The following is a 24886-nucleotide window of genomic DNA, read 5'->3' as shown; positions in this document are numbered from 1 at the left end:
TTCACCGCTCGCTCGGCAAAGGGGCTCGCACATTGCCGATAAACAGAAGATCAGAAGCCCCAATTTCTGCAAAGTTCCTCCGAGCCTCGGACAAGCTCAAAAGATTGTTTGGTCCACCACGAACTATATCCGCGTCTGAGTCATCCTGTCCGTCGTCTTGCCAGTAACAAACGGGACATATATCGTCGCCGCCCTTTTGATGCAGTGTGCGAAAGCCGCAGCATGGGCAAGGAACCATGCCGCCATGCTCTCAGACCGAAGAAGGCCGCGCAAGCCAAAAGACCTCTTGAACTCTCTATACTTGAGGCATATGTCTACGTTCGCTCCGCTTGAAGACCAACTCGATCTCATCACCAAGGGCACCGCCGAAATCCTCCCCTTCGAAGCGCTGAAGGAGCGGCTCGCCGCCTCCATCGTCAGCGGGAAGCCGCTGCGCATCAAGGCCGGGTTCGATCCGACTGCGCCGGACCTGCACCTGGGACATACGGTGCTGATCCGCAAGCTACGGCACTTCCAGCAGCTCGGGCACACGGTGATCTTCCTGATCGGCGATTCGACCGCGCTGATTGGAGACCCGACCGGGCGCAACGTGACCCGCAAGCCGTTGACTCCAGAGCAGATCGCCGCCAACGCCGAGACGTACAAGGAGCAGGTCTTCAAGATCCTCGACCCGGTGAAGACCGAGGTCCGTTACAACTCCGAATGGCTGGACAAGCTGGGCTACTACGACATGGTCAAGCTCATGGCGCAGTTCACGGTCTCGCAGATGCTCGAGCGCGAGGACTTTCATAAGCGCTTCCAGGCGGAGCAGCCGATCTCGATGCACGAGATGCTGTACCCGGTGGCGCAGGGATACGATTCGGTGGCGCTTGAATGCGATGTGGAACTGGGCGGGACCGACCAGAAGTTCAACCTGATGCGAGGGCGTGATCTGCAGAAGCACTTCGGCCAGCCGCAGCAGAGCATCCTGATGGTGCCGATCCTTGAGGGCCTCGACGGCGTGCAGAAGATGTCGAAGTCGCTGGGGAACGCGATCGGCATCCACGAGGTGCCGAACGAGATGTACGGCAAGCTGATGTCGATCTCGGATGAGCTGATGTGGCGGTACTGGACGCTGCTGACGGATTTGCGGCAGTCGGAGATCGACGCGATGAAGGCGCGGGTAGCGAGCGGCGAATTGCATCCCATGCAGGCGAAGAAGGATCTGGCGCGGACGATTACTGCGGATTTTCACTCTCTTGAAGCAGCTGAGGGTGCAGCGGAGCACTGGGCAAGGCAGTTCCAGCGGAGGGAGTCGTCCGAAGACGCGCCCGTCGTGCGTATCCCTGTGACGCCGGAGCTCTTCCGGCACGATCCGTCTGCTGCGGCGGATGCGCCGAAGATGGTGAAGATAGCGAAGCTCCTGCAATTGGCCGGACTTGTGGCATCGGCTGGCGAAGGAACGCGGAAGCTGGCCGAGAATGCAGTAAGCCTGAATGGGGCAAAGACCACGGCCCAGGCGGAGTCTATGGCAGTTTTGGGCGATTCGCCCGTCATCCGTGTCGGGAAGAAAGAGATTCGGGTTACCTGGGAGGGGGCCTAGTTTATCCCCTAATGCCTGCCCTCTTTCTGGTGCAATCGAGGCGCAGGCCGAAATTCCCGCAAGAAAAATGAAGGCCATATTCACCCCGTATTCATTGACGATTCTTTCGTTTCCCTCCTGAACTGCACAGCTTTTCAACACTTAGGGGTTGCGCTGCCCCGGCCCCACTGCTAATCTCAGGAAGTCGCAAACAGCCAAGCGCACTGCAACGAAGTAAAGAGCAGGCAAGGCGGTGAGCGATGACCGAAGATTGAGACTTGCAAAACACTGCAAAGCTTGATACATTCAGTGAGTACCAAACAGCAGCTTCGCACCCGGCTCTTGCAGTACAGAGCAGATAGTAGTGGGGAAGACGGAGCGCAGTCCAAGTGTTTGATCGTGGTTACGAGTCTAGGCGACTGTTTTAGCGTTGCTGAATATGACCGACCCAATCCAAGCCCAAGCTACTGCAAGTGAACGGACCGATAGCCAAATGGCTGTCGCAAGCAATTTGGAGCTAAGTGCTCCGCGCCTCTTTCGAGAGTCGTTGCGATGTTTTGATATTTTGCGCTGTGCCGAACGATTGTCGACTGAATAAGTAGCTTCGATCTCTGCTACCCGCATAGGCGGATGAGAGTGAAGAGTGAAAGAAAAGGTTGACAAGCGAGATGAAACTTAGTAATCTTAGAAAGTTCGCGCAAGACGGAACGATGCTGAGCAACACTCGAATAGGTTGAATAAACGCCGAGTAGAGTAAGTAGCCGGAAGGCTACAGCAAGCACCCCCAGTCGACATACAGCGCATCAAGTTCGAGGACACACCCGTGGCTATGCCCGGTTGTTCCTTGATCCAAAGCTGCCCGCTAAGGTGGAATCAGTTCGGATCTTTGACAACATAGTTGAACGTGCCAGTCGTGAGATGATACGAAATTTGGTTTAGTCATTCTCACTAGTTTTACACTCTCCGGGAGTTTTCGAGCTCCGGGGAGGCTTGATCCAACCCGACCCCTGTCGATGGTTGGCAAGCAAACCAAGATTAAACGAGAGTTTGATCCTGGCTCAGAATCAACGCTGGCGGCGTGCCTAACACATGCAAGTCGCACGAGAAAGGGACTTCGGTCTTGAGTAAAGTGGCGCACGGGTGAGTAACACGTGACTAATCTACCCTCGAGTGGGGAATAACTGAGAGAAATCTTAGCTAATACCGCATAACACTTACGAGTCAAAGCAGCAATGCGCTTGGGGAGGAGGTCGCGGCCGATTAGCTAGTTGGCGGGGTAATGGCCCACCAAGGCGATGATCGGTATCCGGCCTGAGAGGGCGCACGGACACACTGGAACTGAAACACGGTCCAGACTCCTACGGGAGGCAGCAGTGGGGAATTTTGCGCAATGGGGGAAACCCTGACGCAGCAACGCCGCGTGGAGGATGAAGTATCTTGGTACGTAAACTCCTTTCGATGGGGAAGATAATGACGGTACCCATAGAAGAAGCCCCGGCTAACTTCGTGCCAGCAGCCGCGGTAATACGAGGGGGGCAAGCGTTGTTCGGAATTATTGGGCGTAAAGGGTGCGTAGGCGGTTTGACAAGTCATCTGTGAAATCTATGGGCTCAACCCATAGTCTGCAGGCGAAACTGTCGGGCTTGAGTATTGGAGAGGTGAGTGGAATTTCCGGTGTAGCGGTGAAATGCGTAGATATCGGAAGGAACACCTGTGGCGAAAGCGGCTCACTGGACAATAACTGACGCTGATGCACGAAAGCTAGGGGAGCAAACAGGATTAGATACCCTGGTAGTCCTAGCCCTAAACGATGATTGCTTGGTGTGGCAGGTACCCAATCCTGCCGTGCCGAAGCTAACGCGATAAGCAATCCGCCTGGGGAGTACGGTCGCAAGGCTGAAACTCAAAGGAATTGACGGGGGCCCGCACAAGCGGTGGAGCATGTGGTTTAATTCGACGCAACGCGAAGAACCTTACCTGGGCTCGAAATGCACAAGAATCCGGCAGAAACGTCGGCGTCCAGCAATGGACTTGTGTATAGGTGCTGCATGGCTGTCGTCAGCTCGTGTCGTGAGATGTTGGGTTAAGTCCCGCAACGAGCGCAACCCTTATCTTCAGTTGCTACCATTTAGTTGAGCACTCTGACGAAACCGCCTCGGATAACGGGGAGGAAGGTGGGGATGACGTCAAGTCCTCATGGCCTTTATGTCCAGGGCTACACACGTGCTACAATGGCCGGTACAAACCGCTGCAACCCCGCGAGGGTGAGCTAATCGGAAAAAGCCGGCCTCAGTTCGGATTGGAGTCTGCAACTCGACTCCATGAAGCTGGAATCGCTAGTAATCGTGGATCAGCATGCCACGGTGAATACGTTCCCGGGCCTTGTACACACCGCCCGTCACATCACGAAAGTGGGTTGCACTAGAAGTCGGTGCGCTAACCGCAAGGGAGCAGCCGCCCAAGGTGTAATTCATGATTGGGGTGAAGTCGTAACAAGGTAGCCGTAGGAGAACCTGCGGCTGGATCACCTCCTTTCTAAGAGAGAACGTCTCGGCACACTTCAGCGCCTCGCGTATCGCGAGCGGCTCTGGTCTCACGACCATCCGAGTTTGATAGTGATGTTGCCGAGTACCATCGGACGTTGCATTCGGCGCAAGCCGGGAGGCTACCGATGAGCCTGAACTAAACCTTCTCTTTTTCGCTATCTGTCAACACCGATGGTCAATAGCGGCGTAGCTGCTATGCGCGTTCAACTGTGTCCTCGAAACCTTTCGAGAAATCCAGCTAGGCTCCTAGCCGTTAGCTTTCTAGCTACGCGCTAGGGGCTGCAAACTACGAGTCGCTGTTTGGGCCTGTAGCTCAGTTGGTTAGAGCGCACCCCTGATAAGGGTGAGGTCGGTAGTTCGAATCTACCCAGGCCCACCACTTTACGCCGAAGATATGTTATTCTGATCTTCGAAGTAACGCAGGATGGGGCTGTAGCTCAGTTGGGAGAGCGCCTGCTTTGCAAGCAGGATGTCATCGGTTCGATCCCGGTCAGCTCCACCATCACTCGATAAGGCAACGATTCAAAGCAAATCTGCTTCAGGTTGAGCCACCGCGCACTGCATCGCGATGGAGGTTGAACCTTGAGCAGGAATGCTCAAGCCGCCCAAGGGCGCGATAGCGACGACGTTTTATACGACTCGCTCGACGATTTTTGACAACTGAATAGATTGGGTAAATATAACTACAAGGCTGAGCAATTTAGCGATCAGGTCTTATCTGAAAGCGACATTGTCAATCAGTATTGAGTGTCTTTAGAATAATTATTTTCGTGTTACCTGCTTAGATCTCGCACGTTGTAGATCGAAGCAGTACGACACAGGCGTGGACAAATTATCAAAAAACGTAGATTACCGATGTTGCAGGGGTTCTTACTCTGCTGCGTGCGAGTAAATTCTATGGTCAAGCTACTAAGGGCGCACGGTGGATGCCTTGGCAGAAACAGGCGATGAAGGACGCGGCAAGCTGCGATAAGCTTCGGGGAGCGGCACACACGCGTTGATCCGGAGATTTCCGAATGGGGAAACCCACCTAGGTAAAACCTAGGTATGTCCAACTGAATTCATAGGTTGGAACAGGCGAACGGAGGGAAGTGAACCATCTCAGTACCTCCAGGAGGAGAAAGAAACCTCGATTCCGATAGTAGTGGCGAGCGAAATCGGAACAGCCCAAACCCGTGACATTTCGGTGTCTCGGGGGTTGTAGGGCCTGCAAAAGTAGAGTTACCAATCTGGTTGCTAGTCGAATCTTCTGGAAAGGAGATCCAAAGAGGGTGACAGACCCGTAGACGAAAGCGATCCAGACTCGAAGCAGGTACCTGAGTAAGGCGGGGCACGAGAAACCCTGCTTGAATCCACGGGGACCATCCCGTAAGGCTAAATACTCGTTTCTGACCGATAGTGAACCAGTACCGTGAGGGAAAGGCGAAAAGCACCCCATTGAGGGGAGTGAAAAGTACCTGAAACCGTGTGCCTACAAGCAGTGGGAGGACTATGCCCGTAAGGGAATGTCTGACCGCGTGCCTATTGCATAATGAGCCGGCTAGTTATTCTTGTCAGCAAGGTTAAGCGTGAGCGAGCCGCAGCGAAAGCGAGTCTGAATAGGGCGTTAAGTTGGCAGGAATAGACGCGAAGCGGGATGATCTACCCTTGGCCAGGTTGAAGATAGGGTAATACCTATTGGAGGACCGAACCGGTGTTTGTTGAAAAAAGCTCGGATGAGCTGAGGGTAGGGGTGAAAGGCTAATCAAATTCCGTGATAGCTCGTTCTCTCCGAAATAGCTTTAGGGCTAGCGTCGGGTGATTTGGATCGGTGGTAGAGACATGGATGGACTAGGGGGCTTTCCGGCTTACTGAATCCAACCAAACTTCGAATGCCGATCACAACCAGCCCGGCAGTCAGACTGTGGGGGCTAAGCTTCACAGTCAAAAGGAAAACAGTCCAGATCGCCAGCTAAGGTCCCAAAATTACAGTTAAGTGGGAAAGGAAGTCGGAACTCTCAGACAGCCAGGAGGTTGGCTTAGAAGCAGCCATCCTTTAAAGAAAGCGTAATAGCTCACTGGTCAAGAGGTCCGGTGCCGACAATACAACGGGGCTAAAACTGTATACCGAAGCTGCGAATGTATCGAAAGATACGTGGTAGGAGAGCATTCTCTCGTGGATGAAGCGTAACTGGGAAGATACGTGGACATTAGAGAAGAGACCCTGCCGGCATAAGTAGCGATAATGAAGGTGAGAACCCTTCACGCCGAAAGTCTAAGGTTTCCTGAGGAAGGTTAATCCGCTCAGGGTTAGGCGGTCCCTAAGTCGAGGCCGAAAGGCGTAGACGATGGAAATCCGGTTAATATTCCGGACCTCCCAATAATTCGTTATCACGATGGGGTGACGCATAAGGATAAGCTGGACCTCCTATGACTATGGGGTTCGATACGCGTAAGCTGGTTTCTCTAGGCAAATCCGGAGAGACTTAACAGTGAGGTGTAAAGCAGTAAGCCGTATGGCTGAAAGCAGCTGATTTCATGGTGCCAAGAAAAACCTCTAAGGAGAAAGATTGGGAACCGTACCACAAACCGACACAGGTAGACGAGGAGAATATCCAAAGGCGCTCGAGTGAAAGCTTGTTAAGGAACTCGGCAAATTAGACCCGTAACTTCGGGAGAAGGGTCGCCCCCTGGGTGCAAGCCTGGTGGGGCCGCAGTGAAACGCGAACGGCGACTGTTTAACAAAAACACAGGTCTCTGCAAAGTCAAAAACGACGTATAGGGGCTGACTCCTGCCCGGTGCCGGAAGGTTAAAAGGAGAGGTTAGCCGCAAGGCGAAGCTTTGAATTGAAGCCCCGGTGAACGGCGGCCGTAACTATAACGGTCCTAAGGTAGCGAAATTCCTTGTCGGGTAAGTTCCGACCTGCACGAATGGAGTAACGATCGTTCGACTGTCTTAACGAGTTGCTCGGCGAACTTGTAGTACCGGTGAAGATGCCGGTTACCCGCAGCTAGACGAAAAGACCCCGTGCACCTTTACTATACTTTTACTATGAGTTACGGCCATTGCTGCGCAGGATAGGTGGGAGGCTTTGATACCAGACTTTTGGGTTTGGTGGAGCCAACGGTGAGATACCACCCTGCGATTGTTGTGATTCTAACCTGCTTCCATTATCTGGAAGAGGGACATAGTAAGACGGGTAGTTTGACTGGGGCGGTCGCCTCCTAAATTGTAACGGAGGCGCGCGAAGCTACACTCAGGTCGTTTGGAAATCGACCGTCGAGTGCAAAGGCATAAGTGTGGTTAACTGCGAGACCTACAAGTCGAGCAGATGCGAAAGCAGGCCTTAGTGATCCGGTGGTTCTGTATGGAAGGGCCATCGCTCAACGGATAAAAGGTACGCCGGGGATAACAGGCTGATCGAAGCCAAGAGTTCATATCGACGCTTCGGTTTGGCACCTCGATGTCGGCTCATCACATCCTGGAGCTGTAGAAGGTTCCAAGGGTTCGGCTGTTCGCCGATTAAAGTGGTACGTGAGCTGGGTTCAGAACGTCGCGAGACAGTTCGGTCTCTATCTGCTGTGGGCGTAGGAGATTTGAAGAGGGCTGTCCTTAGTACGAGAGGACCGGGATGGACGAACCTCTTGTGTTCCAGTTGTCATGTCAATGGCACGGCTGGGTAGCGAAGTTCGGTTGTGATAACCGCTGAATGCATATAAGCGGGAAGCACGCTCTAAGATGAGATCTCCCAACCCAAAAGGGAAATGAAGGGCTCAGGAAGACCACCTGTTTGATAGGCTGGAGGTTGAAGTGCAGCAATGCATGTAGCTTACCAGTACTAATCGCCCGTTCGGCTTGTCCATAGAATTTACTCTGCGCAGTGAGTTTTACGTTATGTGAAATGTCCACTGTTCTAGAGTCATTCAATACAAGCTTTGTAGTTATAACTTTTGGATAAAACGCAACAATGTAATAAACGTCTGGGAACACCCAATCTATTCAGTTGTGGAAGATCGCGAGCGCGATGTTTCTAAAGTTTGCCGGTGAGTTTACCGCGAGGGTCACACCCGTTCCCATCCCGAACACGGAAGTTAAGCCTCGTTGGGCCGATGGTACTGCACGCGTAAGTGTGTGGGAGATTAGGTGATCGCCGGCATAATACAGAGAGCCCCATCTTCGGATGGGGCTTTTCTATTTGGGCTGTGGTCTCGTATTCGTCATCGCGTTCAGCACTGGTGTTCTTTGCCTATTGTTTAACGTTGATGCTGCTTGGCAACGTCAAGAAGATCTTCTACTGCGCTGTCAAGCTGGTGATAAGCCCCTCCGAAGAGCCGCATAAGCCGATCTGCGAATCCACGGCCAACGGATGGAAAGTTGATGCGAGTAGGGTTCTCGCCCGCGTAGTGGGCACGGAGCAACCGGATCGCGAAGAGGCAGTTTTGAACTGAGGCGAAGTCAACGACCTCTCGGCTAAATTGCATGTCGGCGCTGCTATAGAGTTCGCGGATACCGAAGAGGGTCGACTCCATGAACGTGTTGGAGACTTCCGTCCAATCGCCTTGTTTGATAGCAGGTTCGGGGAGGATGTAATAGTGGGGCTCGCTGAGCAAGTTGAGATTGGCTATACGGCTTTGCAGTACGCCGCCGCCTCGCTCGGCGTTGTCGATGCTTGCACCGCGACGCACAACGCAATGGGAAATTTGTGACGCAGCAGAGATCAGGCCGAAGCGCTCGAACTCGTTTGCAGTGAGACGAAATCGCTGCCCGAGAACGACTGAGATAGCGTTGCCGGTGGGACTCCAAGGTAAGAGCTGGATGATATGGCCGCCTTCATGGGATTCATAGGGCAGCATATTGAAACCGGGCAACGCGATAAGGCCACAATCCTTTTCGGTCCTCACGATCTGAAGGAGTCGGGCGACGGTGCCAGGGAAGAAGCTATCGTCATCGCTTAGGAACCAAAGATAGCGGCCGCGAGCTTTTTTATAGAGGGTGAAAATATTTCCGTCGAAGCCAGCGTTGCGCTCATTGGTGGCGACGACAAAGTGGCGACCCATTCGTTCCCTGAAAGACTCAGCTATTTCGACAGTGGAGTCCAAAGAAGCGTTATCTGAGACGAGGATCTCAACTTCATCGCCGAGTCCCTCCTGGCTGAGCCGATTTAATTGCTCAGCCAGGAGACCGGCACGGTTATAGGTTGGGATGCCTATGGTCAGTTGAATACATCGCGACATAAATGAATGACTCGCTTAGCTACCTTTATCGTATCTTCCGAAAGGCTGACCAGTCTTGCTAAGTCAGCGTCTATTCAGGCCAGACGGCAACTAACTCTCTCGCGCGAGCCTTCATCTTGTCTGCCAGAAGGACAGTGATATTGCTGATCGAGTGGGTATGAATCACAGCGAGTTCATCCAGGATGGTGTTGTGGGAGTAGCGTCCCGCGGGTAGAAGCTGGCCGCCAAAGGGGTGAAGAAGGATCGCCGCCGCCTGTTGTTCACAGGCATGAGCGTCATCAAAGCGAGGTATCGGGTCCCAGCGGTGTGCGCCTCCGGGCCAGTCATCGATCATCCTCAGACAGCCTTTGATCGCTTCCTCAGTTAGGTGAACTCCAGGGGCCAGGCAGTAGAAATCGCCAAGCAGGCCTTCAAGGATAGGCGGTTTATAGTGGCGAAGCTTGTACAAGGTACCGCCGAAGCTAAACATATCCGCCATATAGAGGACTTTTGCCTGCTTATTGGGATTCCAAGTAAAGGCAAGGACCTCCTGCGGTACTTTCAGAAAGAAGATGTCACAACCAATGAGTAGGCGGTGCTGGTCGGGCGGAAGGATATGAAAGTCGGCGAACATCCGGATAATGCAGCGATGGTCTGTCTTCGTCTTGTGCTTGATCTCGTTGGCAATCTCTTCCCACCGAGTAAGTTCGGAGGCGTATTCCTCATCAAGCGCAATCACTCGTGACGGAAAACTGAACATCGCGCATAGATCGAGATAGTTCTGCTTGTAAGCGGACAGGGTATAGAAGACTAGCGTGATGTTGGCATAGCGGGAGACTTGCTCTTCCAACGTCGTTACAGAGAGTAATAACTCGATCGCAATATCCTGAGTGCGAGTTATCGGGAAGAAGGCGCAGTATCTGACGTAGAGTGTTTGCAAGATTCCTCGGATGTGCTTCGGTGGGAGAGATTGACCCTACAGCAGTAAGAGCTCGCGATCAACGTACCGCCCATTATAAAGCTCGAGTTCAAGCGGCCCTTAGGCAAACTTGAACTCGAGCGAGTAGTTCTCAAACGAGGATGGAAGACCCTAGCAGTTCAAGGCTGTTGCGCAGCCTTGACCGCATCGTGAGCCTCCTTCTGAGCCTCAGCCGCTGCTTTCTTTGCATCTTTCACAGCTTTTTTCGCGCCTGCAGGCATATCCGTGAAGGCGGGCGGCGGTGGTGGCAACGGTGGCAGGGGTGCAATGCTGGCACGCTTCAGGGAGATATCTTCCTGCGTTGTCGTGATCTTGATGTTTACCGCCGGCTTGCCGACGTTTCCAGAGATCGACTTCCTGTTGCCCATCTCCGAGACAGGCAGTGAAAAGTCGTTCTCCACGTCGCCCTCGGTGGTCTCTGCCTGAACATTGAAGCCAGCCTGGTCCGGAACGGTCACCGAGACTTCGCCGTTGCGATTCTCGATGGAGACGTTACCCAGCGGAGGAGCGCCCGTCAGGTCGATCTTGCCGTTCTTGTTGGTGACGGTCACGTCGCCAGCGACGCGATCGAGGGTGATATTGCGGTTGCGGGTATTCAGGACGACCGGGCCAACCACCTGGTCGGCGGAGAGGTCCTCCTCGGAGCTGATGTCGAGCTGGCCGTCGAGGCGGGCAAGCTGAAAGTCCGTGCGGCTGGTGTGAAAGCGAAAGGCGGCGCGAATGTGCTCCACGTGCGTGTCGCCGAAGAAGTCGCCTTGCACGGATACGGGACCGTTGATGTCCGAGAGAGTGATGCTTCCGCCCCGGCCTTCGAGTGTGACCGGGCCGGTAATGCTGTGGGCGGAGAAGTCCGATCCTGAGTTCTGAATGTGGGTGGTGACGCTGCCGGTGATGGCGCTCAGCTCCACATCGCCGTGGTTCGACGTGATATTCACCGGGCCACGCACGCCGCTTACTTTCACATCGCCGTGGTTTGCGACGACCGTGTTCGACGAGATGGACGGAACCGTGATGACCAGGTCGGCCCGCGCTCCGTCCAGAGATGACAGTGAGAGGTGAGTAATGCTGCCGCTGCGGTCAAGCTTCGGGCTCAACTGCTGCGACTTGTTCGCCGCGTCCGAGTCGCTGCGGCTGTAGACCTCTTTGTGGACGGTTACGTGGATCTGGTTGTCGTCGCTCGTGCCCGAGATGGTCACATCGCCGCGTGGGTTGTCGACCTGCAGCGTGCCCTCGCCGGCGAAGGCCTGATCGAGTGTCTGCTCACTCTCGTGCTTGTCGCCTAGAAACTGGTCGATGTTCTCCTGGTTGAAGCTGTCGCCAAAGAAGTTATGACCATCGTGGAAGTTACCTTGAATTCCCTGGTGGATTCCGCCCGCGATGATCAAGAACACCAGCAGGGTGATTACGCCTCCACCGAGACTGCGCCGGACGTAGGGCTGTCCCGTATCTCCACGGAAGGTCTGGTCGAATCCCCACTCGATCAGGACGATGACGCCGACTCCGATCAGCAGAAGAGGCCACCAGTGGCCCAGCCACGCCCACACGGCGAAGCTTGGCAGCTTGCCCAACTGCACCAGGAGAAAGACCACGCCGATCGCGATGACCATGATCGGTCCGACGATGGAGCCGCGGCGAAGTCCACGGTACTGTGCGCGGTAGGCGTCACGTTGCGCACGGAACACTTCGCGTTGGGCGCGCGCCTGGTCGCGCAGGATGCGACGTTGGTACTTCCAGTCGCCTCGGAAGTCGTTGGGGCCGTAAGGAGGCCGCGAGCCGGGAGGGGGATAAGGTGGAGGATAGCCAGACATCGTTATTCTCCTTCCTTGCGTTCAATTGCCGATTCGTGAAATCCGTGGGAGTCCTCGGTCGCCGGCACGATCGATACCGACGATGAGGGAGGTGCGGGCGACACGGGCGCTGGCGGGTAGTTGGGGTATCCAGCCGGATAGTTAGGGTCGATGGGCATCGGGCCGGCGGCTACTGCCGCGCTGTACGCTGCCCGTTCGAGCACCGTCATGACTCCAGCGAGAATGATGAACAGTGGCCAGCTATGTCCCCACGAGAGGATATCGAACTGGTCCAGGAAGAAGAGCAGACCGACGAGAGCGATCCAGACGGATCCGCGAAGTGCGCGGAAGACGCGCAGACGATAGCTGGCGGAGCCGTCGCTGGTCATGCCGCTACCAGAAGAAGTCATCTTGTGTACGAAGATGTACACAGCCAGGCCAATGAGCAGGAACGGCAGGAACAGGCGTGTCGAGAAGCCGTGGAAGAGTCCCGCGTTGCCCAGGAGGAACAACGCTCCGAAGCCGATCAGCCACAGGGCTCCTGCAGGGAAGCGGTTGCCGGGGTAGGGGACCTGGGTGTCCAAAGGAACCTGGGGCGGAATCGGCGGGATTGGAGCGTAGGGCTCCCAGCCGGGCGTCGGCGGAGGCGTCCAGGCGCCGGAGGTCCAGTTAGGCGGGACCGCTCCTGCAACGTAAGGGTTACCTGCCGGTGGAATGTAGGCGGGGCCAGGTGTGTAAGCCCCGGCTGGGGGACCTCCCGGAGACGCTGCTGGATCGATGTTCGGAACCTGCGCGGGGGCTCCCCAGGACCTGCCAAAGCCAAGTCTCTCGCCGAGATCATTCAGGCCAAAGGGATTCGGCAGCGGTAGACCGTCGCGACGAGCGCGTGCGGTGTGATGCGCCTCGATGACCATGTAGAAGATCCAGCCTGCGACAAACAGACCGAAGATGCCGTGGTTGTCCGCAAGGCTGACCAGGATCGCGAAGACGATGAGATGGACGATTCCCTTGGCATACTGCTCGTTGTACATGGCTCCGACACCGGGAATGAAACCCAGAAGTCCGGCGAGCATAGGGTTTGGAACTCCGGAGAGAGGCTGCGGAGGGATCACGCCGCTGGCGTAGGTGCCTGCCACCGGGTCGGCGTAGGTGTATGTCCCGCCAGCAGCCGTTCCGCTGGCGTTGATTCCGGAGGCTGGGTCGCTATAGCTATAGCCACCCGCTGGGACAGCTCCGGCGGCGGCGAGCTTGGCAGCGAGGCAAGGCTCGCAGAAGACAGCGGAGCCGACGGCTCTCATGCACTCCTGGCACAGCGGCTTCCCGCAGTTCTGGCAAAAGGCGACTCGTTCCCGATCCTGATGATTTGCGCAGTTCATGCCAGCACCCCTTCCTGTCTTTCTTCTTTCGACTGATTGCTTGTTGCTACAGTCTTGCGCTCAAGAAAACCTGTGAGCAAAGCTGGCTCAAATGCATCTCTTCGGGGAGGGTGGCTTTGGTCTCGTGCTGCCGCTAATCTAAAGTTCTGATTTATGGGATCATGCCGCTGGCTTGTACCGCTGCCAGCCTTCGGCGCGTTCTTATGCTGCTGGTCCTGCTTGGACTTGTCCTTCGTCTCTTCTGAGTCAGGGTTTGCCTTCGCGCCGGAGGCAGCGCCATCCGTCTCGGAGTTGTCGCTCGAGCGCTTCAGGTCCTGCACCCGCGACTCCAGCTCGTACACCACGCGGAGATTATCGTAGTAGCGAACTACGCTGGCATCCGCCTGGTAGAAAGTGCGCCGCAGGTTCGAGGGCTTCAGGTCGCTGATGCTCAGCTGATTTAGCTGGACGCCGGTAAGGTTCAAGGTCAGGGCAATCGAGAAGAACGCCATTGCTGCCGTCATCGCGAGCCGTGGCTGCATCATCGTGTGCGTGATGGAGCGAAGGCTGAACCGTGACGCCGCCGGAGTGCGGAAGGGCAGGACATTCCCTGCTGGCGATGCGAACGCGGGCTGCGCGATGGCCGGGGTCAGGATGTAGTTGGCCGGGATTACGCTCTGAATCTCCACCTCGGCTCCATCCAGAGACGGCATCGCGAGCACGCCGGATACCCGGCTTTTGGCCGGCCCCGCAAGGCCGCTGGTGTTGGCGAGTATGCGGTCCATCAAGGCGGAAGAAGGCTCCGGCCGGGGGGACCTCAGCATCTGTAGCAGGGCTGCTCCGCGCTGGGCGTCGGCCAGCATCTGGCTGCACTCGGGGCAGGTCGCGATGTGCAGCTCGAACGCGGCGTGGTCTTTCGGCGTCATCTCGCCGCCTTCGGCGTGGTCCATCCAGTCGGGCAGCATCGCCTCGCACTGCGCGCAGGTGGTTCCTTCGCCGCCTCTTGACGGCTTTGCGCTTCCGAATTGGTTTGGCGGATTCATGTTTGAGGCCACGTTACATCACCTGCCCTTCTATACGTTGCAAAAGCCTTGCCAGTTCCCCGCGACCGCGACTGATGCGGCTTTTCACGGTTCCTTCCGGGATGCGGAGGACCTGCGCAATCTCTTTGTAATCCATATCTTCAAGGTCGCGAAGGATGACCGCTTCGCGCAACTCAGGAGACAGCTGCTTGAGCGCGTCCTGAATTGTAGCCTTCAATTCCAGACCCGCCACGTGCTTATCTTGAGAGATGCCGGAGTCCATCAAACGGTCGCCGATGGTCGGTCCGTCGTCGTCGCTGCCCAGGCTCGCGTCCAGCGAGTCACTGGCCCGGTCCAGACGCGTCCTGCGGAAGTGGTCGACCAGCAGGTTACGCGCCAGTGTCGTCATCCACGTCTGAAAGCTGCCCTTCTGCAGGTCGAAGCTGTTCAGGTTCTTGTAGACCTTGATGAAGACGTCCTGGGTGAGATCTTCGGCGTCGCACGCTGAATTCGTGAAGCGGTAGCAGATGCCGTAGATGCGCCGGTGCTGGCTGGCGACGAGCTGCGCCCACGCCTGCTGCTCGCCCGCGATGCACTGCCGGACCAGCTTGAGGATGGCTTCCTGCTCGGCAATCTGCTGTGGAGTACGCTCCAACGTCGTCTGAACCTCTACTGGGGGGACTGGCAGAAGTGTACCTTGCTGCGACGTGGTCCTAACCTGCGAATCGACCGTTGCCGTTGCGATTGGCGGTACGGGCAGGGCGACCACTTGCACCTCGGCGGTTGCGAGCCGCTTTAAGCGCCGGCGCGGCAGGATGCCGTGAAGGTTTGAGGACATCGGTATCGAAGCTGGAATGGCCATATGCAGAACGCCCATGCGCTCTAATACGCATGGGCGTTCCCGGTGGTTCAATCCGCCAAAAGCGGCTTCTACAACCTTGAGGTCAGGACGAGAGCTTATTTCGCAGCCGGCTCCATGATGATGCCGCAGGCGATCCGGTTTCCGGCGTTGCCGGTCGGATCGGTCTTCATGTCGTCAGCCTTCTCGTGAACCATGATCGCCGTCCCGCCGTTCGCCAGGATGTTGTTGGGCGAGCCGTCGGTCATCGACAGGTAGTCGACCTTGAAGGTCGCCGTTCCGGTGTGCGTCTCACCGATGCTGATGTTCTCTGGCAGATCGCCGTTGTGGTGGCCCATCGGGTTCATGGTTCCATGCTGCTTGGCATCCGGGTTGAAGTGGCCGCCCGCGCTCTTGAAGTCCGGTGCCTCGCACATCGGCTTGGCGTGAATATGCACGGCATGGTCGCCAAAGGGGAGATTCTTCAGGTCCAGCTTGATGGTGAGATTCTTCTTACCTTGCTTGAAGGTGGCGGTACCCGCGTCCTCGCCGGTGGAGGTCTTGAGGGGGACGACAATCTCGTTCTTCGGCTTCGCGAAAGCTGGGGTTGCGATGGCAAGGGCCGTGATTCCAATCAGTGCGAGACGCATTCTTTTCTCTCCTTAGGGTTGCTCGATGCCATTAAACGCTGAAATAAGCCTCGTCGCGAACAAAATCTGATGACCGTCAACACAATGTATCCTCGTTTTCATGAACCGTACGCTGATCTTCGTCCTCACCATGAGCTTTACTACCGCCTCTTGCCTCGCTCGCGCACAGGACGCGAAACCCGATTCCAAGCCCGATGCAAAGGCCGAGGTGAAGCCTGTAAGCAATGATCTTCCCGCAGACAAATCCGTCGCGCAGACCATGGAGCTGGGCGGCAAGACCCTGAAGTACACGGCCACAGTTGGAACCCTGCCGGTAAAGAACGGGGAAGGTAAGACTGTCGGAGAGGTTGTCTTTACCTCCTACACGATGGACGGCCCGAATCGCCCGGTCACCTTCGCCTTCAACGGCGGCCCCGGCGCGGCCAGTGTCTACCTGAACCTCGGCGCGATCGGCCCTAAACGCGTCGACTTCGGTGCCGAGGGCCAGAGCCCGTCGGACCCCGCCACATTGAAGGACAACCCCGGCACCTGGCTCGACTTCACCGACCTCGTCTTCATCGATCCCATCGGCACCGGCTTCAGCAGGTCGCTGGTCGCGATGGACGAGACCAAAAAGCTCTTCTACGGTCCCGATCAGGACATCGCCTATCTCTCGAAGATCGTCTACGACTGGCTGGTCAAGAACCAGCGGCTGCAGTCGCGCAAGTACATCGTCGGGGAGAGCTACGGCGGTTATCGCGGCCCGCGCCTTACCAGCTATCTGCAGTCTTCCATTGGGGTAGCCGTAAACGGCCTTGTTCTCGTCTCTCCTGCGCTCAACCCCAGCACCGGGTCGGAAGACCTTTCGCCTATTCCGTGGATGATTACGCTGCCTTCGATTGTGGCGGCGAACTATGAGCGCCAGGGCAAGCTGACGCCGGAGAACATGGCTGCCGTCATCGATTACACCCGCGGGGAGTACATGGTCGACCTGGGCAAGGGATTCTCCGACCCAGCAGCTACGCCGCGCATCGTCAAGAAAGTGACGGAGCTGACCGGACTTGATCCCACCTTCGTCAAGCAGTCCGGCGGTCGCCTCGAGACGCAGGCCTTTCTGCGGGAGGAGTTTCGCGAGACTGGCAAGCTAGGCAGCCGCTACGACCCCAACGTCACCGCCTACGATCCCTTCCCTTACAACCCGACGCAGGAGACGCAGGACCCCATCCTTCTGAGCATCATCGCTCCAACGACGACCGCGATGGTCGACTTCGTCACCCGCACCGTTGGCTGGAAGACGGACGCCCGCTACAACGCGCTCTCCTTCGAGGTGAACCGCAACTGGGACCGGTCGGGCGGCAAGGGGGTCTTCGAAGGCTCGGAATCCGCGACCGATCTTCGCACCGCGGTCGCCACGGACCCCAAGCTGCGCGTGCTGATTGCGCACGGCTGGGCCGATCTCTCATGCCCGTTCATGGGCTCCGTCCTGACGGTCAGCCAGATTCCGATCATGGGCGATCCCACTCGAATTTCCGTGCATGAGTATCCCGGCGGCCACATGTACTATTCGCGGCTCGCCAGTTCACTCTCGCTGCGCAAGGACGTGATGGAGATGGTCGAGAAGCACTAAGAGAGAGGTCCGCTACGCGCGGGGCGGTCACTTCGTGACGTGTATTGGGCTTCGCGTGGTGCTCCCGTTGGTCGCAAACGGGAGCGCCCTGCTACTTTCGTGGCGTTGCTCAGCGATACGGCAATCCCTGATGCTGGATCGAAGGCAATGTCACACCCGACCATCGAGCTGTCCATGATCGTCCGCAACGGCGGCGCTTCGCTTGCCCGCTGCTTGCGTAGTGCAAGGCCGCTGGTGGACCGGATCGTAATCGGCGACACCGGATCGACTGACGATACGCGCTCAATTGCAGAGAGCTTTGGTGCCGAGGTCGTTTCCATCCCCTGGCAGGAAGACTTCGCCGCAGCGCGCAATCAGGTCCTTGCCCTGGCCCGGTGCGAGTGGGTGCTCGTCCTCGACGCAGACGAGATGCTCGACCCGATAGAGGCCGCATCCCTTCTGCCCGAACTTGTTCGCGACACCTCGGTTCACGCCTATACCCTGACTCGCCGCGACTATGTAGATCGTCTGTACTTCGATCAGATCACCTGCGCCGTTGAGCCCAACTCCAGCGATCTCCTAGAGGCTCGTCGATATCCCGGCTATGTCCGCTCCGTGCACACCCGCCTCTTTCGACCCCACCCGGAGGTCTGTTTCCGCGAGCGCGTTCACGAGCAGGTGACAAGCACCATCGACAGCCTCGGCCTCACACGCACGAACGGTCCGCTGAGCATCCATCACTTTGGGCCGGTTGAGACTCCTGCCGACGTGGTCGAGGAGAAGGTCCGGCTCTATCGCCGGCTCGGCTTGGAGAAGATCGCCCATGAGCCGGAGAGCTTCGAGGCGCAGTTGCAGATGGGCATTACGGAGCTTCTGCAGAGGAAGCATTCCGAAGAGGCATTGCCTTACCTGCAGCGTGCATCCGCCCTGCGCCCAAAAGACAGTCGAGGCCCGCTTTACGCCGGCATCTGCCTGCTGCGACTTGGCCGTATTGCCGAGGCCCGGCAGAGTCTGCTGCGCGCCTTCGCTCTCGGCGAAGACTCACCCGCCCTGCATGATGCTCTCGGAGATTCGCTCCTGATCGCCGGCGAACACGACCACGCGTTGACCGCCTATCGGCGGGCTTATCTCGCCTCAAATGGCTCTCCGGTGATAGCAGAGAAGATCGGCCTCGCCGCAGGCCATCTCAATAACGCGAACGCTGGAAAGGCTCGAAACTTTGACACGATCGGCCCGGTCTAAGAGCTATACGACGGTTCAGAAGGGAACTGGAATAGCGCACTTGAGCCTTGAGACGATCTTCGATCAAGCCCTCGAGAATCATCGCGAGGGAAGGACAGCCGAGGCCGAGCTGGGCTACCGGCAGATTCTCGATGCCGATCCGAACCATGCGGACAGCCTCCATCTGCTTGGAATGATCGCCTACGAGGCCGGCGACTGCGAGACCGCGATCGAGCGAATCCGCCACGCCATTGAGCTCAACCCTCGCGCCTCTTCCTACTACCTGAACCTGGGCAACGTGCTGCAGCATCTTGACCTGGCGCGCGACGCCGGTGGCTGCTACCTAAGTGCTCTGAGGATCAAGCCGGACCTCGTGGAGGCGCAGGTCAACCTGGCGCACCTTTTTCTCGCCGCCGAAGATACCAGAAATGCCATCGAGTGGTATGAGCGCGCTCTCGCACTGCGCCCGGATATGGCCGAAGTCCATAAGAAGCTGGGCGACGCACACCGCGTTGAGTTGAAGACGGATCTCGCTATCGCCGCGTACCGGCGGGCGATTGCGCTCCAGCCAGGATATGCGGACGCGCTGCATGAGCTTGGCATCCTGCTGCGCGCCAACCGCGATCTCGACGGCGCTCTGGCTGCCTTCCGCGAGGCCCTTGCGGCAGAGCCCGATCACCCGCGAGCTGGCTTTGCCAAGGCTCTGCTTCTGCTTCTTCAAGGCAACTTTCGCGAGGGCTGGGCCGCCTATGAATGCCGCTGGAGCTCAGCCGATCACGCGACTCCAATGCGCCCGTACCTCCAGCCCGCGTGGAAAGGCCAGCCTATCGATGGCAGCCTTCTGCTCTGGCCAGAGCAGGGCATCGGCGACGAGATCATGTTCTCGTCGGCGGTACCTGACGTGATCCGCGCCGGGACCCGCTGCATTCTGGAGTGCGACGCCCGCCTAAAGCCGCTGCTCGCACGCTCTTTCCCGGACATTGAAGTGATTTCGGACCGCGAAGCCGGGTTCGATCCGGCGCGAAGGATCGTAGCGCAGTTGCCTCTTGGGAGCCTGCCGGGTCTCTATCGCAGGGAGTGGAGCGAGTTTGCCTCATCGTCCTCGCCGTATCTACGCGCCGACTCAACGCAACGCGAGCATTACCGCGGCCGCTATGCGAATGGCGAAAGGACTGTGGGGTTGGCGTGGTTCTCGAACAATGTAAAGACCGGTAAAGGCCGGTCTATTGATCTCGAACAACTCAAGCCGCTGTTTGACGTGCCCGGCAAGCGCTGGGTGTCGCTGCAGTATGGCGATGCCACAGCGCTCGAGGCGGAGGTCGCCGCTGCTGGCCTGTCACTCCTCGTCGATCCAGAGGTCGATCAGTTGCGCGACATGGACGAGTTCGCCGCGCAGGTCGCCGCCATGGACCTCGTCATCACCATCGACAACACGACCGCGCACCTGGCTGGCGCGCTTGGAGTACCGGTGTGGCTTATGCTGCCCTTCGCACCAGACTGGCGCTGGCCGGAGTTCGGCGGTGGCAGCCCGTGGTATCCGTCGATGCGCATCTTTCAGCAGCCGCAGCCCGGGGATTGGGCTTCTGTCGTCGCTCAGGTAAACGACGCACTCCGCTCACTCCCGCCCCGTCATTCTGAGGCGTAGCCGAAGAATCCCCGCATTTCGCCTGTGGGGCCACTCAGGCGTCTGTGGCCCGGGAACGAATGCGGGGATTCTTCACTACGCTCAGAAGGACGGCAATTACGGCACTTTTGATGGCAAGAAGTCTAGTTCCCGACCGGCAGCTCCAACTGCTCCGAGCCAGCCTCATCCGCATAGGGCAGGAAGCATCTCCGGCATCGTGCCTCATACACGCCCGCCGCGCCGACAACGACCAACTCCTGGCTCGCACCGAGCCGCTGGCTATGGATAGCTGGAGCGCCGCAGACCATGCAGACGGCAGAGAGCTTTGTTACGTCATCGGCGATCGCCATCAGCTGCGGGATCGACCCGAAGGGCTCGCCGGCGAAGGTCATATCGAGCCCTGCGACCACGATGCGCTTGCCGAGATGCACCAGTTCCATCGTCAGCGGGACGATGGAGTCATCCAGCCACTGCGCCTCGTCGAGGCCGATCACCTCGACCTCGTTCAGGATCGGAAACAGCTCCGCCCGCAGCCGTTCGACGTTCACCACCGTGACTGCTTCGTGCGTGTGGTGGCTGTGTGAGGCGATGGCGTCGCGGTGGTAGCGGATGTCGATATCGGGTTTGTAGCAGGCGACGCGTTGCTTGGCGATGCGCGCCCGCTTCAGGCGGCGGATCAGCTCTTCGCTCTTGCCGCAGAACATGGGGCCGGTGATGACTTCAATGCGGCCGGGTGGGACTGGATTCATCGTGGAGATAAGCCTTCAGCAGGAATATCTCTTTATCCTAATCTCCGCGCCTGTGCGTAGCGGGCCGGAAACTGTTCCCGCGATCAGTCAGCCAGAGGCTCCCAAAGTTCGACGCGATTGCCCTCGGGATCGACGATCCAGGCGAATTTGCCGTAGCTAGCCTCTTCGCGCTTCGGATCGATCGTCACCCCGGCGGCGGTGAGCTGTTCGATCAACTCGTCGAGGTTGTCGACGCGGTAGTTGATCATCGCCTGCTGCGGGCCGTCGCCGAAGTGCTTCGAGCTCTCCGGGAAGAGCGACCACGCGGTTGTACCGGTGCCGGCTGGGACTTCATCGCTCCACTCGAAACTCGCGCCGCCCCATTCGCTCATCTTGATGCCAAGGTGCTCGGCGTACCAGGCGTAAAGCGCCTTCGGGTCTTTTGCCTTGAGAAAAACGCCGCCAATTCCGGTCACTCTCGCCATCTCTAAAATCTCCTGTTTTAGACGGGTTCAACCCGCGCTGCTTCAACGAAGACGGCTGTACCGTAGGCAAGCACTTCCGTGACCCCGTTCATGACTTCGTTCGAATCATACCGCACGGCGATTACGGCATTGCCGCCACGTTCCGCAGCGTGCTGCATCATCATCACGAAGGCGTCGTTGCGCGTCTTTTCGCAGAGGTCGGTGTAGATGGTGATGTTGCCGCCGACTAGCGTCTGCAGTCCCGCGCCGATGTTGCCGAAGATCGAACGCGAGCGCACGACGATTCCGCGAACCACGCCGTAGTTGCGCACGATGCGGAAGCCCGGAATCTCAAGCGCGGTGGTGACCATCGAAGGACTGAAAGGAGCAGCGAGCGAGGCAGACATGTGGTCTCTCCTGTATACGCAGCGGCAAGTGCCGCTTGCACAGCATTCTACGTGGCGATGCTAAGGGAAGTTCCGCCAAGTGTATGTAATAGGGACAAGACCGCGCCCGAATCGATGGTCTGCTGTGCCAACGCAACTCCTGCGCGAAGATCCAATGCCCAACCTGCTGTGACGAGCACGGCTGCGGCATTCAGCACGACAACATCGCGGCACGGACCCGGCTTGCCCGCGAAGACCGCACGCAGGATGTTGGCGTTCTCCAAGGCGTCACCGCCGCGCAGCATCGCAATGGGCGATCGCTCCACGCCCACGTCTTCAGGCATTAGCGTCGAATAAGCTACTGCGCCATCACGAACCTCGGCGACCATGCTGGGACCGCTGACGGAGAGCTCGTCCATCCCCGCGCTACGTTCTGAGTCAACGTATCCATGCACCACGAAGGCGTGCCGCACTCCGAGCAGGCCCATCGCCTCCGCGACGACGGGGACGCGGTCCGCTGCGTAGACGCCCATGACCTGCGCTCGCGCGCCTGCAGGATTCGAAAGCGGCCCGAGCAGATTAAAGATCGTCCGCACACCGATGGCGCGGCGGACCGGCATCACGGCCTTCATCGCAGGGTGCATCGCGGGGGCGTGCAGATAGGCGAATCCTTGCTGCCGGATCGCCGCGGCACCCTCTTCAGGCGGAAGCCCTACCGGGATGCCAAGCACTTCGAGGACATCGGCCGACCCGCTCTTTGAGGTGACCGCGCGATTGCCGTGTTTGGCGACTTTCGCTCCCGCCGCTGCTGCGACCAGGGCCGCTCCGGTAGAGATATTGAAGGTGTTGGCACCATCGCCTCCGGTGCCGCAGGTGTCGACTAACTGCGCTCGTTCCGACTCATGGAGAGGTACGACTGTAGCCGCCTCGCGCATGGCGTCGACGAATCCCGCGATCTCCTCCGATGTCTCTCCACGCGCGGCCAATGCGCCGAGGATCGTAGCGATCTCAATGTCGCTCGCCCGCATTTGAAGTACGAGCCGCATCAGGTCGCGAGCTTCTTCGCGCGTGAGCGAAGCGCGTTGTTCGATCAATCTACGAAGGTAGGGCTTGAGGACCATCCTTTGAAGAGTACCAAGTTGAGCGCTGTCCGATAAACGCTCAACCTGTCCGGCCATCGGTTGCCGCTGTTCCTCTGGCTCCGCTAGTATCGGAGCGTAGACGTTTACCCGGCTACAATTGCGCGCGAAAAGGCGGTACCGCTCCCCGATGAAGATCCACGAGTACCAGGCAAAAGAGATTCTTCGCAAGTACGGCGTCCCTGTCCCCGGCGGCGAGATGGCGATGACGATCGAGCAGGCCGAGACCGCCGCGAAGTCGCTCTTCAGCGCGGGCAACGCCGCTGTGGTGGTGAAGGCGCAGATCCACGCCGGAGGCCGCGGCAAGGGCGGCGGCGTGAAGGTCGTCAAGACGCTCGATGATGCCGTCGCGCGGTCGAAAGACATCCTGGGAATGCAGCTGGTCACGCATCAGACTGGCCCGGCGGGACAGAAGGTCCAGCGGTTGCTGATCGAAGAGGGCTCGGCGATCGACCGCGAGCTCTATCTCGGTCTCGTGCTCGACCGCGCCAGCGCGAAGATCGTCTTCATGGCCTCGCAGAGCGGCGGCATGGAGATCGAAGAGGTCGCCCACGCGACTCCAGAGCTGATCTACAAGGAGTACATCGAGCCTGCGGTCGGCTTCCAGCCCTATCAGGCGCGGCGGCTGGCGTTCAAGCTTGGCCTGCTGCCCACGCAGATCAACGATGCGGTGAAGTTCATGACCGGCCTCTATAAAGCTTTCGTCGATACCGACTCGACGCTGATGGAGATCAATCCCTTCATCACGACGAAGGACGGAAAGCTGCTCGCGCTCGACTGCAAGATCAACTTCGACGACAACGCGATGTTCCGCCACAAGGACCTAAAGGAGCTTCGCGACCTCGCAGAAGAAGATCCGCTTGAGGTAGAGGCCTCCAAGTACGCGCTGAACTACATCAAGCTCGACGGCTCGATCGCCTGCATGGTCAACGGTGCCGGCCTAGCGATGGCGACGATGGACATCATCGAGTACGCCGGTGGCAAGGCTGCGAACTTCCTCGACGTAGGCGGCGGAGCGAACCAGGAGCAGATTGAAAATGCTTTCGGAATTCTGCTGAGCGATAAGAATGTGAAGGCAATTTTCATTAATATCTTCGGCGGAATTCTGCGCGTGGATGTTCTAGCTACTGCTGTAGTAGCCGCTGCAAAGAAATTGAATGTGCAACTCCCAATTATTCTTCGGCTCGAAGGTACGAACGTTGAAGAGGGCCGAAAGATACTTGCTGAATCAGGCTTGAAGTTTGAAGTCGGAGCCACGATGAAAGAAGCGGCTGATTTGGCAGTTGCTGCAGCAAAAGGCTAAGGGAAAAGCTATGTTCGATACATATGGTCCCTTTTTGCTCTCTTCACACGATAGCCATGGCATCAACGACTTATATAGACAGATCCAAGCTGATGATGCAGAACTCCAATATGCAATCGGAATTTACATAGTCGCGGCGGTTCCAGCAGCGGTTACCCGATACCTTGGTACGTAGGCATAACAGTTCGCGAGTTCGGTTCACGGTTAGTAGAACATTTCAATAACGGAAAGTTTGCCGATCTTGCTGCGAAGGGTGCTTTAGATATCCACCTAATCGCGCTCAGAAATAACAGTAAGTTTGTCACGCAGAAAGATGCCACCGAGGCGCAAAAACTCATAATCGAGCAATTAGAGCAGCAATTGATTGATCGCTGTATTACGTTGAATCAAGATCTTCTGAACAAGAAACGCTGGTCGCGAAACCAGATTCATGTACCCGGATTTCTTGACAAGGGCAGCCCTGAGCGTGATTTTCCAGCTGCACAGGCACTCGCCAAATTGCTGA

General features: G+C 57.6%; 17 protein-coding genes, 2 tRNA genes, 3 rRNA genes and 1 pseudogene. 10 read left to right on the top strand and 13 right to left on the bottom strand.

Translation table 11 applies throughout. The features are described from left to right. Position 1 precedes the first annotated feature (1 nt). Positions 2-238, bottom strand: a complete 237-nt coding sequence (locus OHL18_RS01675; protein ID WP_263373095.1) for a CPCC family cysteine-rich protein — start codon at positions 236-238, stop codon at positions 2-4. Between the two features lie 72 nt (positions 239-310). Here OHL18_RS01675 and tyrS point away from each other — a divergent pair, with 72 nt between their 5' ends. From tyrS to rrf, 6 genes are all read left to right on the top strand, one after another. After that, a complete protein-coding gene (gene tyrS, locus OHL18_RS01670; RefSeq protein ID WP_263373094.1) occupies positions 311-1582 on the top strand; it encodes a tyrosine--tRNA ligase in 1272 nt (423 codons plus the stop codon). A gap of 1014 nt (positions 1583-2596) precedes the next feature. Continuing rightward, positions 2597-4096 (top strand): 16S ribosomal RNA (locus OHL18_RS01665). Positions 4097-4409: 313 nt separating this feature from the next. Then, a tRNA-Ile gene (locus OHL18_RS01660) sits at positions 4410-4486 on the top strand. Positions 4487-4533: 47 nt separating this feature from the next. Further along, positions 4534-4609: transfer RNA gene (locus OHL18_RS01655), tRNA-Ala, on the top strand. A 397-nt stretch (positions 4610-5006) separates the two neighbouring features. Next, positions 5007-7950 (top strand): 23S ribosomal RNA (locus OHL18_RS01650). Between the two features lie 176 nt (positions 7951-8126). Then, positions 8127-8243: ribosomal RNA gene (gene rrf, locus OHL18_RS01645) — 5S ribosomal RNA — on the top strand. The 16S, 23S and 5S rRNA genes sit together here with 2 tRNA genes alongside, the layout of an rRNA operon. Positions 8244-8340: 97 nt before the next feature. Here the strand turns inward: rrf and OHL18_RS01640 are convergent. The 8 genes and pseudogenes from OHL18_RS01640 to OHL18_RS01610 form a co-directional block, all read right to left on the bottom strand. Then, the gene (locus OHL18_RS01640; RefSeq protein WP_263373093.1) at positions 8341-9321 is read right to left on the bottom strand and encodes a glycosyltransferase family 2 protein; all 981 of its coding nucleotides are present in this window, start codon (positions 9319-9321) and stop codon (positions 8341-8343) included. Between the two features lie 70 nt (positions 9322-9391). Further along, positions 9392-10240, bottom strand: a complete 849-nt coding sequence (locus tag OHL18_RS01635; protein ID WP_263373092.1) for a hypothetical protein — start codon at positions 10238-10240, stop codon at positions 9392-9394. Positions 10241-10398: 158 nt separating this feature from the next. Further along, the gene (locus OHL18_RS01630; protein WP_263373091.1) at positions 10399-12087 is read right to left on the bottom strand and encodes a DUF4097 family beta strand repeat-containing protein; all 1689 of its coding nucleotides are present in this window, start codon (positions 12085-12087) and stop codon (positions 10399-10401) included. Between the two features lie 2 nt (positions 12088-12089). Further along, positions 12090-13364, bottom strand: coding sequence for a hypothetical protein (locus OHL18_RS01625; RefSeq protein ID WP_263373090.1), 1275 nt, complete (start codon positions 13362-13364; stop codon positions 12090-12092). 9 nt (positions 13365-13373) lie between these two features. Next, positions 13374-13442 (bottom strand): annotated as a pseudogene (locus OHL18_RS23175) (B-box zinc finger protein); the annotation flags it as partial. Next, positions 13439-14464: an anti-sigma factor family protein gene (locus OHL18_RS01620; protein WP_263373089.1), complete on the bottom strand. Its 1026-nt coding sequence runs from the start codon at positions 14462-14464 to the stop codon at positions 13439-13441. The pseudogene OHL18_RS23175 and the gene OHL18_RS01620, both read right to left, overlap by 4 nt. Before the next feature lie 13 nt (positions 14465-14477). Then, entirely contained in the window at positions 14478-15281 is an 804-nt protein-coding gene (locus tag OHL18_RS01615; RefSeq protein WP_263373088.1) for an RNA polymerase sigma factor, read from the bottom strand. 119 nt (positions 15282-15400) lie between these two features. Beyond that, positions 15401-15931 carry a superoxide dismutase family protein gene (locus OHL18_RS01610; RefSeq protein ID WP_263373087.1) on the bottom strand — a complete coding sequence of 177 codons (531 nt, stop codon included), beginning with the start codon at positions 15929-15931 and terminating at the stop codon, positions 15401-15403. A 100-nt stretch (positions 15932-16031) separates the two neighbouring features. Between OHL18_RS01610 and OHL18_RS01605 the strand changes: the two genes are divergently transcribed. The 3 genes from OHL18_RS01605 (at position 16032) to OHL18_RS01595 (ending at position 20382) form a co-directional block, all read left to right on the top strand. Further along, positions 16032-17537, top strand: a complete 1506-nt coding sequence (locus OHL18_RS01605; protein ID WP_263373086.1) for a S10 family peptidase — start codon at positions 16032-16034, stop codon at positions 17535-17537. A gap of 147 nt (positions 17538-17684) precedes the next feature. Continuing rightward, the gene (locus OHL18_RS01600) at positions 17685-18758 is read left to right on the top strand and encodes a glycosyltransferase family 2 protein (protein WP_263373085.1); all 1074 of its coding nucleotides are present in this window, start codon (positions 17685-17687) and stop codon (positions 18756-18758) included. Between the two features lie 40 nt (positions 18759-18798). Further along, entirely contained in the window at positions 18799-20382 is a 1584-nt protein-coding gene (locus tag OHL18_RS01595) for a tetratricopeptide repeat protein (RefSeq protein ID WP_263373084.1), read from the top strand. Positions 20383-20504: 122 nt separating this feature from the next. Here OHL18_RS01595 and OHL18_RS01590 read toward each other — a convergent pair whose 3' ends face one another. The 4 genes from OHL18_RS01590 to trpD all read right to left on the bottom strand — a co-directional run bounded on the left by OHL18_RS01590 (position 20505) and on the right by trpD (position 23117). Then, positions 20505-21110, bottom strand: coding sequence for a thymidine kinase (locus tag OHL18_RS01590; protein ID WP_263373083.1), 606 nt, complete (start codon positions 21108-21110; stop codon positions 20505-20507). An 83-nt stretch (positions 21111-21193) separates the two neighbouring features. After that, complete coding sequence (locus OHL18_RS01585) at positions 21194-21574, bottom strand: VOC family protein (RefSeq protein ID WP_263373082.1); 381 nt, start codon at positions 21572-21574, stop codon at positions 21194-21196. A 17-nt stretch (positions 21575-21591) separates the two neighbouring features. Beyond that, complete coding sequence (locus OHL18_RS01580) at positions 21592-21960, bottom strand: YbjQ family protein (protein WP_263373081.1); 369 nt, start codon at positions 21958-21960, stop codon at positions 21592-21594. Positions 21961-22007: 47 nt separating this feature from the next. Further along, positions 22008-23117: an anthranilate phosphoribosyltransferase gene (gene trpD / locus OHL18_RS01575; protein WP_263373080.1), complete on the bottom strand. Its 1110-nt coding sequence runs from the start codon at positions 23115-23117 to the stop codon at positions 22008-22010. Positions 23118-23208: 91 nt separating this feature from the next. Here trpD and sucC point away from each other — a divergent pair, with 91 nt between their 5' ends. Beyond that, positions 23209-24381 carry an ADP-forming succinate--CoA ligase subunit beta gene (sucC, locus tag OHL18_RS01570; RefSeq protein ID WP_184218465.1) on the top strand — a complete coding sequence of 391 codons (1173 nt, stop codon included), beginning with the start codon at positions 23209-23211 and terminating at the stop codon, positions 24379-24381. Positions 24382-24886 lie beyond the last annotated feature (505 nt).

Origin of the sequence: Granulicella aggregans, from assembly GCF_025685565.1 — a bacterium.
GTDB classification, from domain to species: domain Bacteria; phylum Acidobacteriota; class Terriglobia; order Terriglobales; family Acidobacteriaceae; genus Edaphobacter; species Edaphobacter aggregans_B.
Note: the sequence above shows the minus strand (reverse complement) of the source record. Positions and strands in the feature narration are given on the sequence as shown.

What these genes read in the sequence shown, in the direction of transcription:
- OHL18_RS01590 (WP_263373083.1), bottom strand. Translation starts at nt 21,110, where the DNA reads ATGAATCCAGTCCCACCCGGCCGCATTGAAGTCATCACCGGCCCCATG.
- OHL18_RS01610 (WP_263373087.1), bottom strand. Translation starts at nt 15,931, where the DNA reads ATGCGTCTCGCACTGATTGGAATCACGGCCCTTGCCATCGCAACCCCA.
- OHL18_RS01600 (WP_263373085.1), top strand. Translation starts at nt 17,685, where the DNA reads ATGTCACACCCGACCATCGAGCTGTCCATGATCGTCCGCAACGGCGGC.
- sucC (WP_184218465.1), top strand. Translation starts at nt 23,209, where the DNA reads ATGAAGATCCACGAGTACCAGGCAAAAGAGATTCTTCGCAAGTACGGC.
- OHL18_RS01585 (WP_263373082.1), bottom strand. Translation starts at nt 21,574, where the DNA reads ATGGCGAGAGTGACCGGAATTGGCGGCGTTTTTCTCAAGGCAAAAGAC.
- OHL18_RS01675 (WP_263373095.1), bottom strand. Translation starts at nt 238, where the DNA reads ATGGTTCCTTGCCCATGCTGCGGCTTTCGCACACTGCATCAAAAGGGC.
- OHL18_RS01640 (WP_263373093.1), bottom strand. Translation starts at nt 9,321, where the DNA reads ATGTCGCGATGTATTCAACTGACCATAGGCATCCCAACCTATAACCGT.
- OHL18_RS01580 (WP_263373081.1), bottom strand. Translation starts at nt 21,960, where the DNA reads ATGTCTGCCTCGCTCGCTGCTCCTTTCAGTCCTTCGATGGTCACCACC.
- OHL18_RS01605 (WP_263373086.1), top strand. Translation starts at nt 16,032, where the DNA reads ATGAACCGTACGCTGATCTTCGTCCTCACCATGAGCTTTACTACCGCC.
- OHL18_RS01625 (WP_263373090.1), bottom strand. Translation starts at nt 13,364, where the DNA reads ATGAGAGCCGTCGGCTCCGCTGTCTTCTGCGAGCCTTGCCTCGCTGCC.
- OHL18_RS01620 (WP_263373089.1), bottom strand. Translation starts at nt 14,464, where the DNA reads ATGAATCCGCCAAACCAATTCGGAAGCGCAAAGCCGTCAAGAGGCGGC.
- tyrS (WP_263373094.1), top strand. Translation starts at nt 311, where the DNA reads ATGTCTACGTTCGCTCCGCTTGAAGACCAACTCGATCTCATCACCAAG.
- OHL18_RS01615 (WP_263373088.1), bottom strand. Translation starts at nt 15,281, where the DNA reads ATGTCCTCAAACCTTCACGGCATCCTGCCGCGCCGGCGCTTAAAGCGG.
- OHL18_RS01630 (WP_263373091.1), bottom strand. Translation starts at nt 12,087, where the DNA reads ATGTCTGGCTATCCTCCACCTTATCCCCCTCCCGGCTCGCGGCCTCCT.
- trpD (WP_263373080.1), bottom strand. Translation starts at nt 23,117, where the DNA reads ATGGCCGGACAGGTTGAGCGTTTATCGGACAGCGCTCAACTTGGTACT.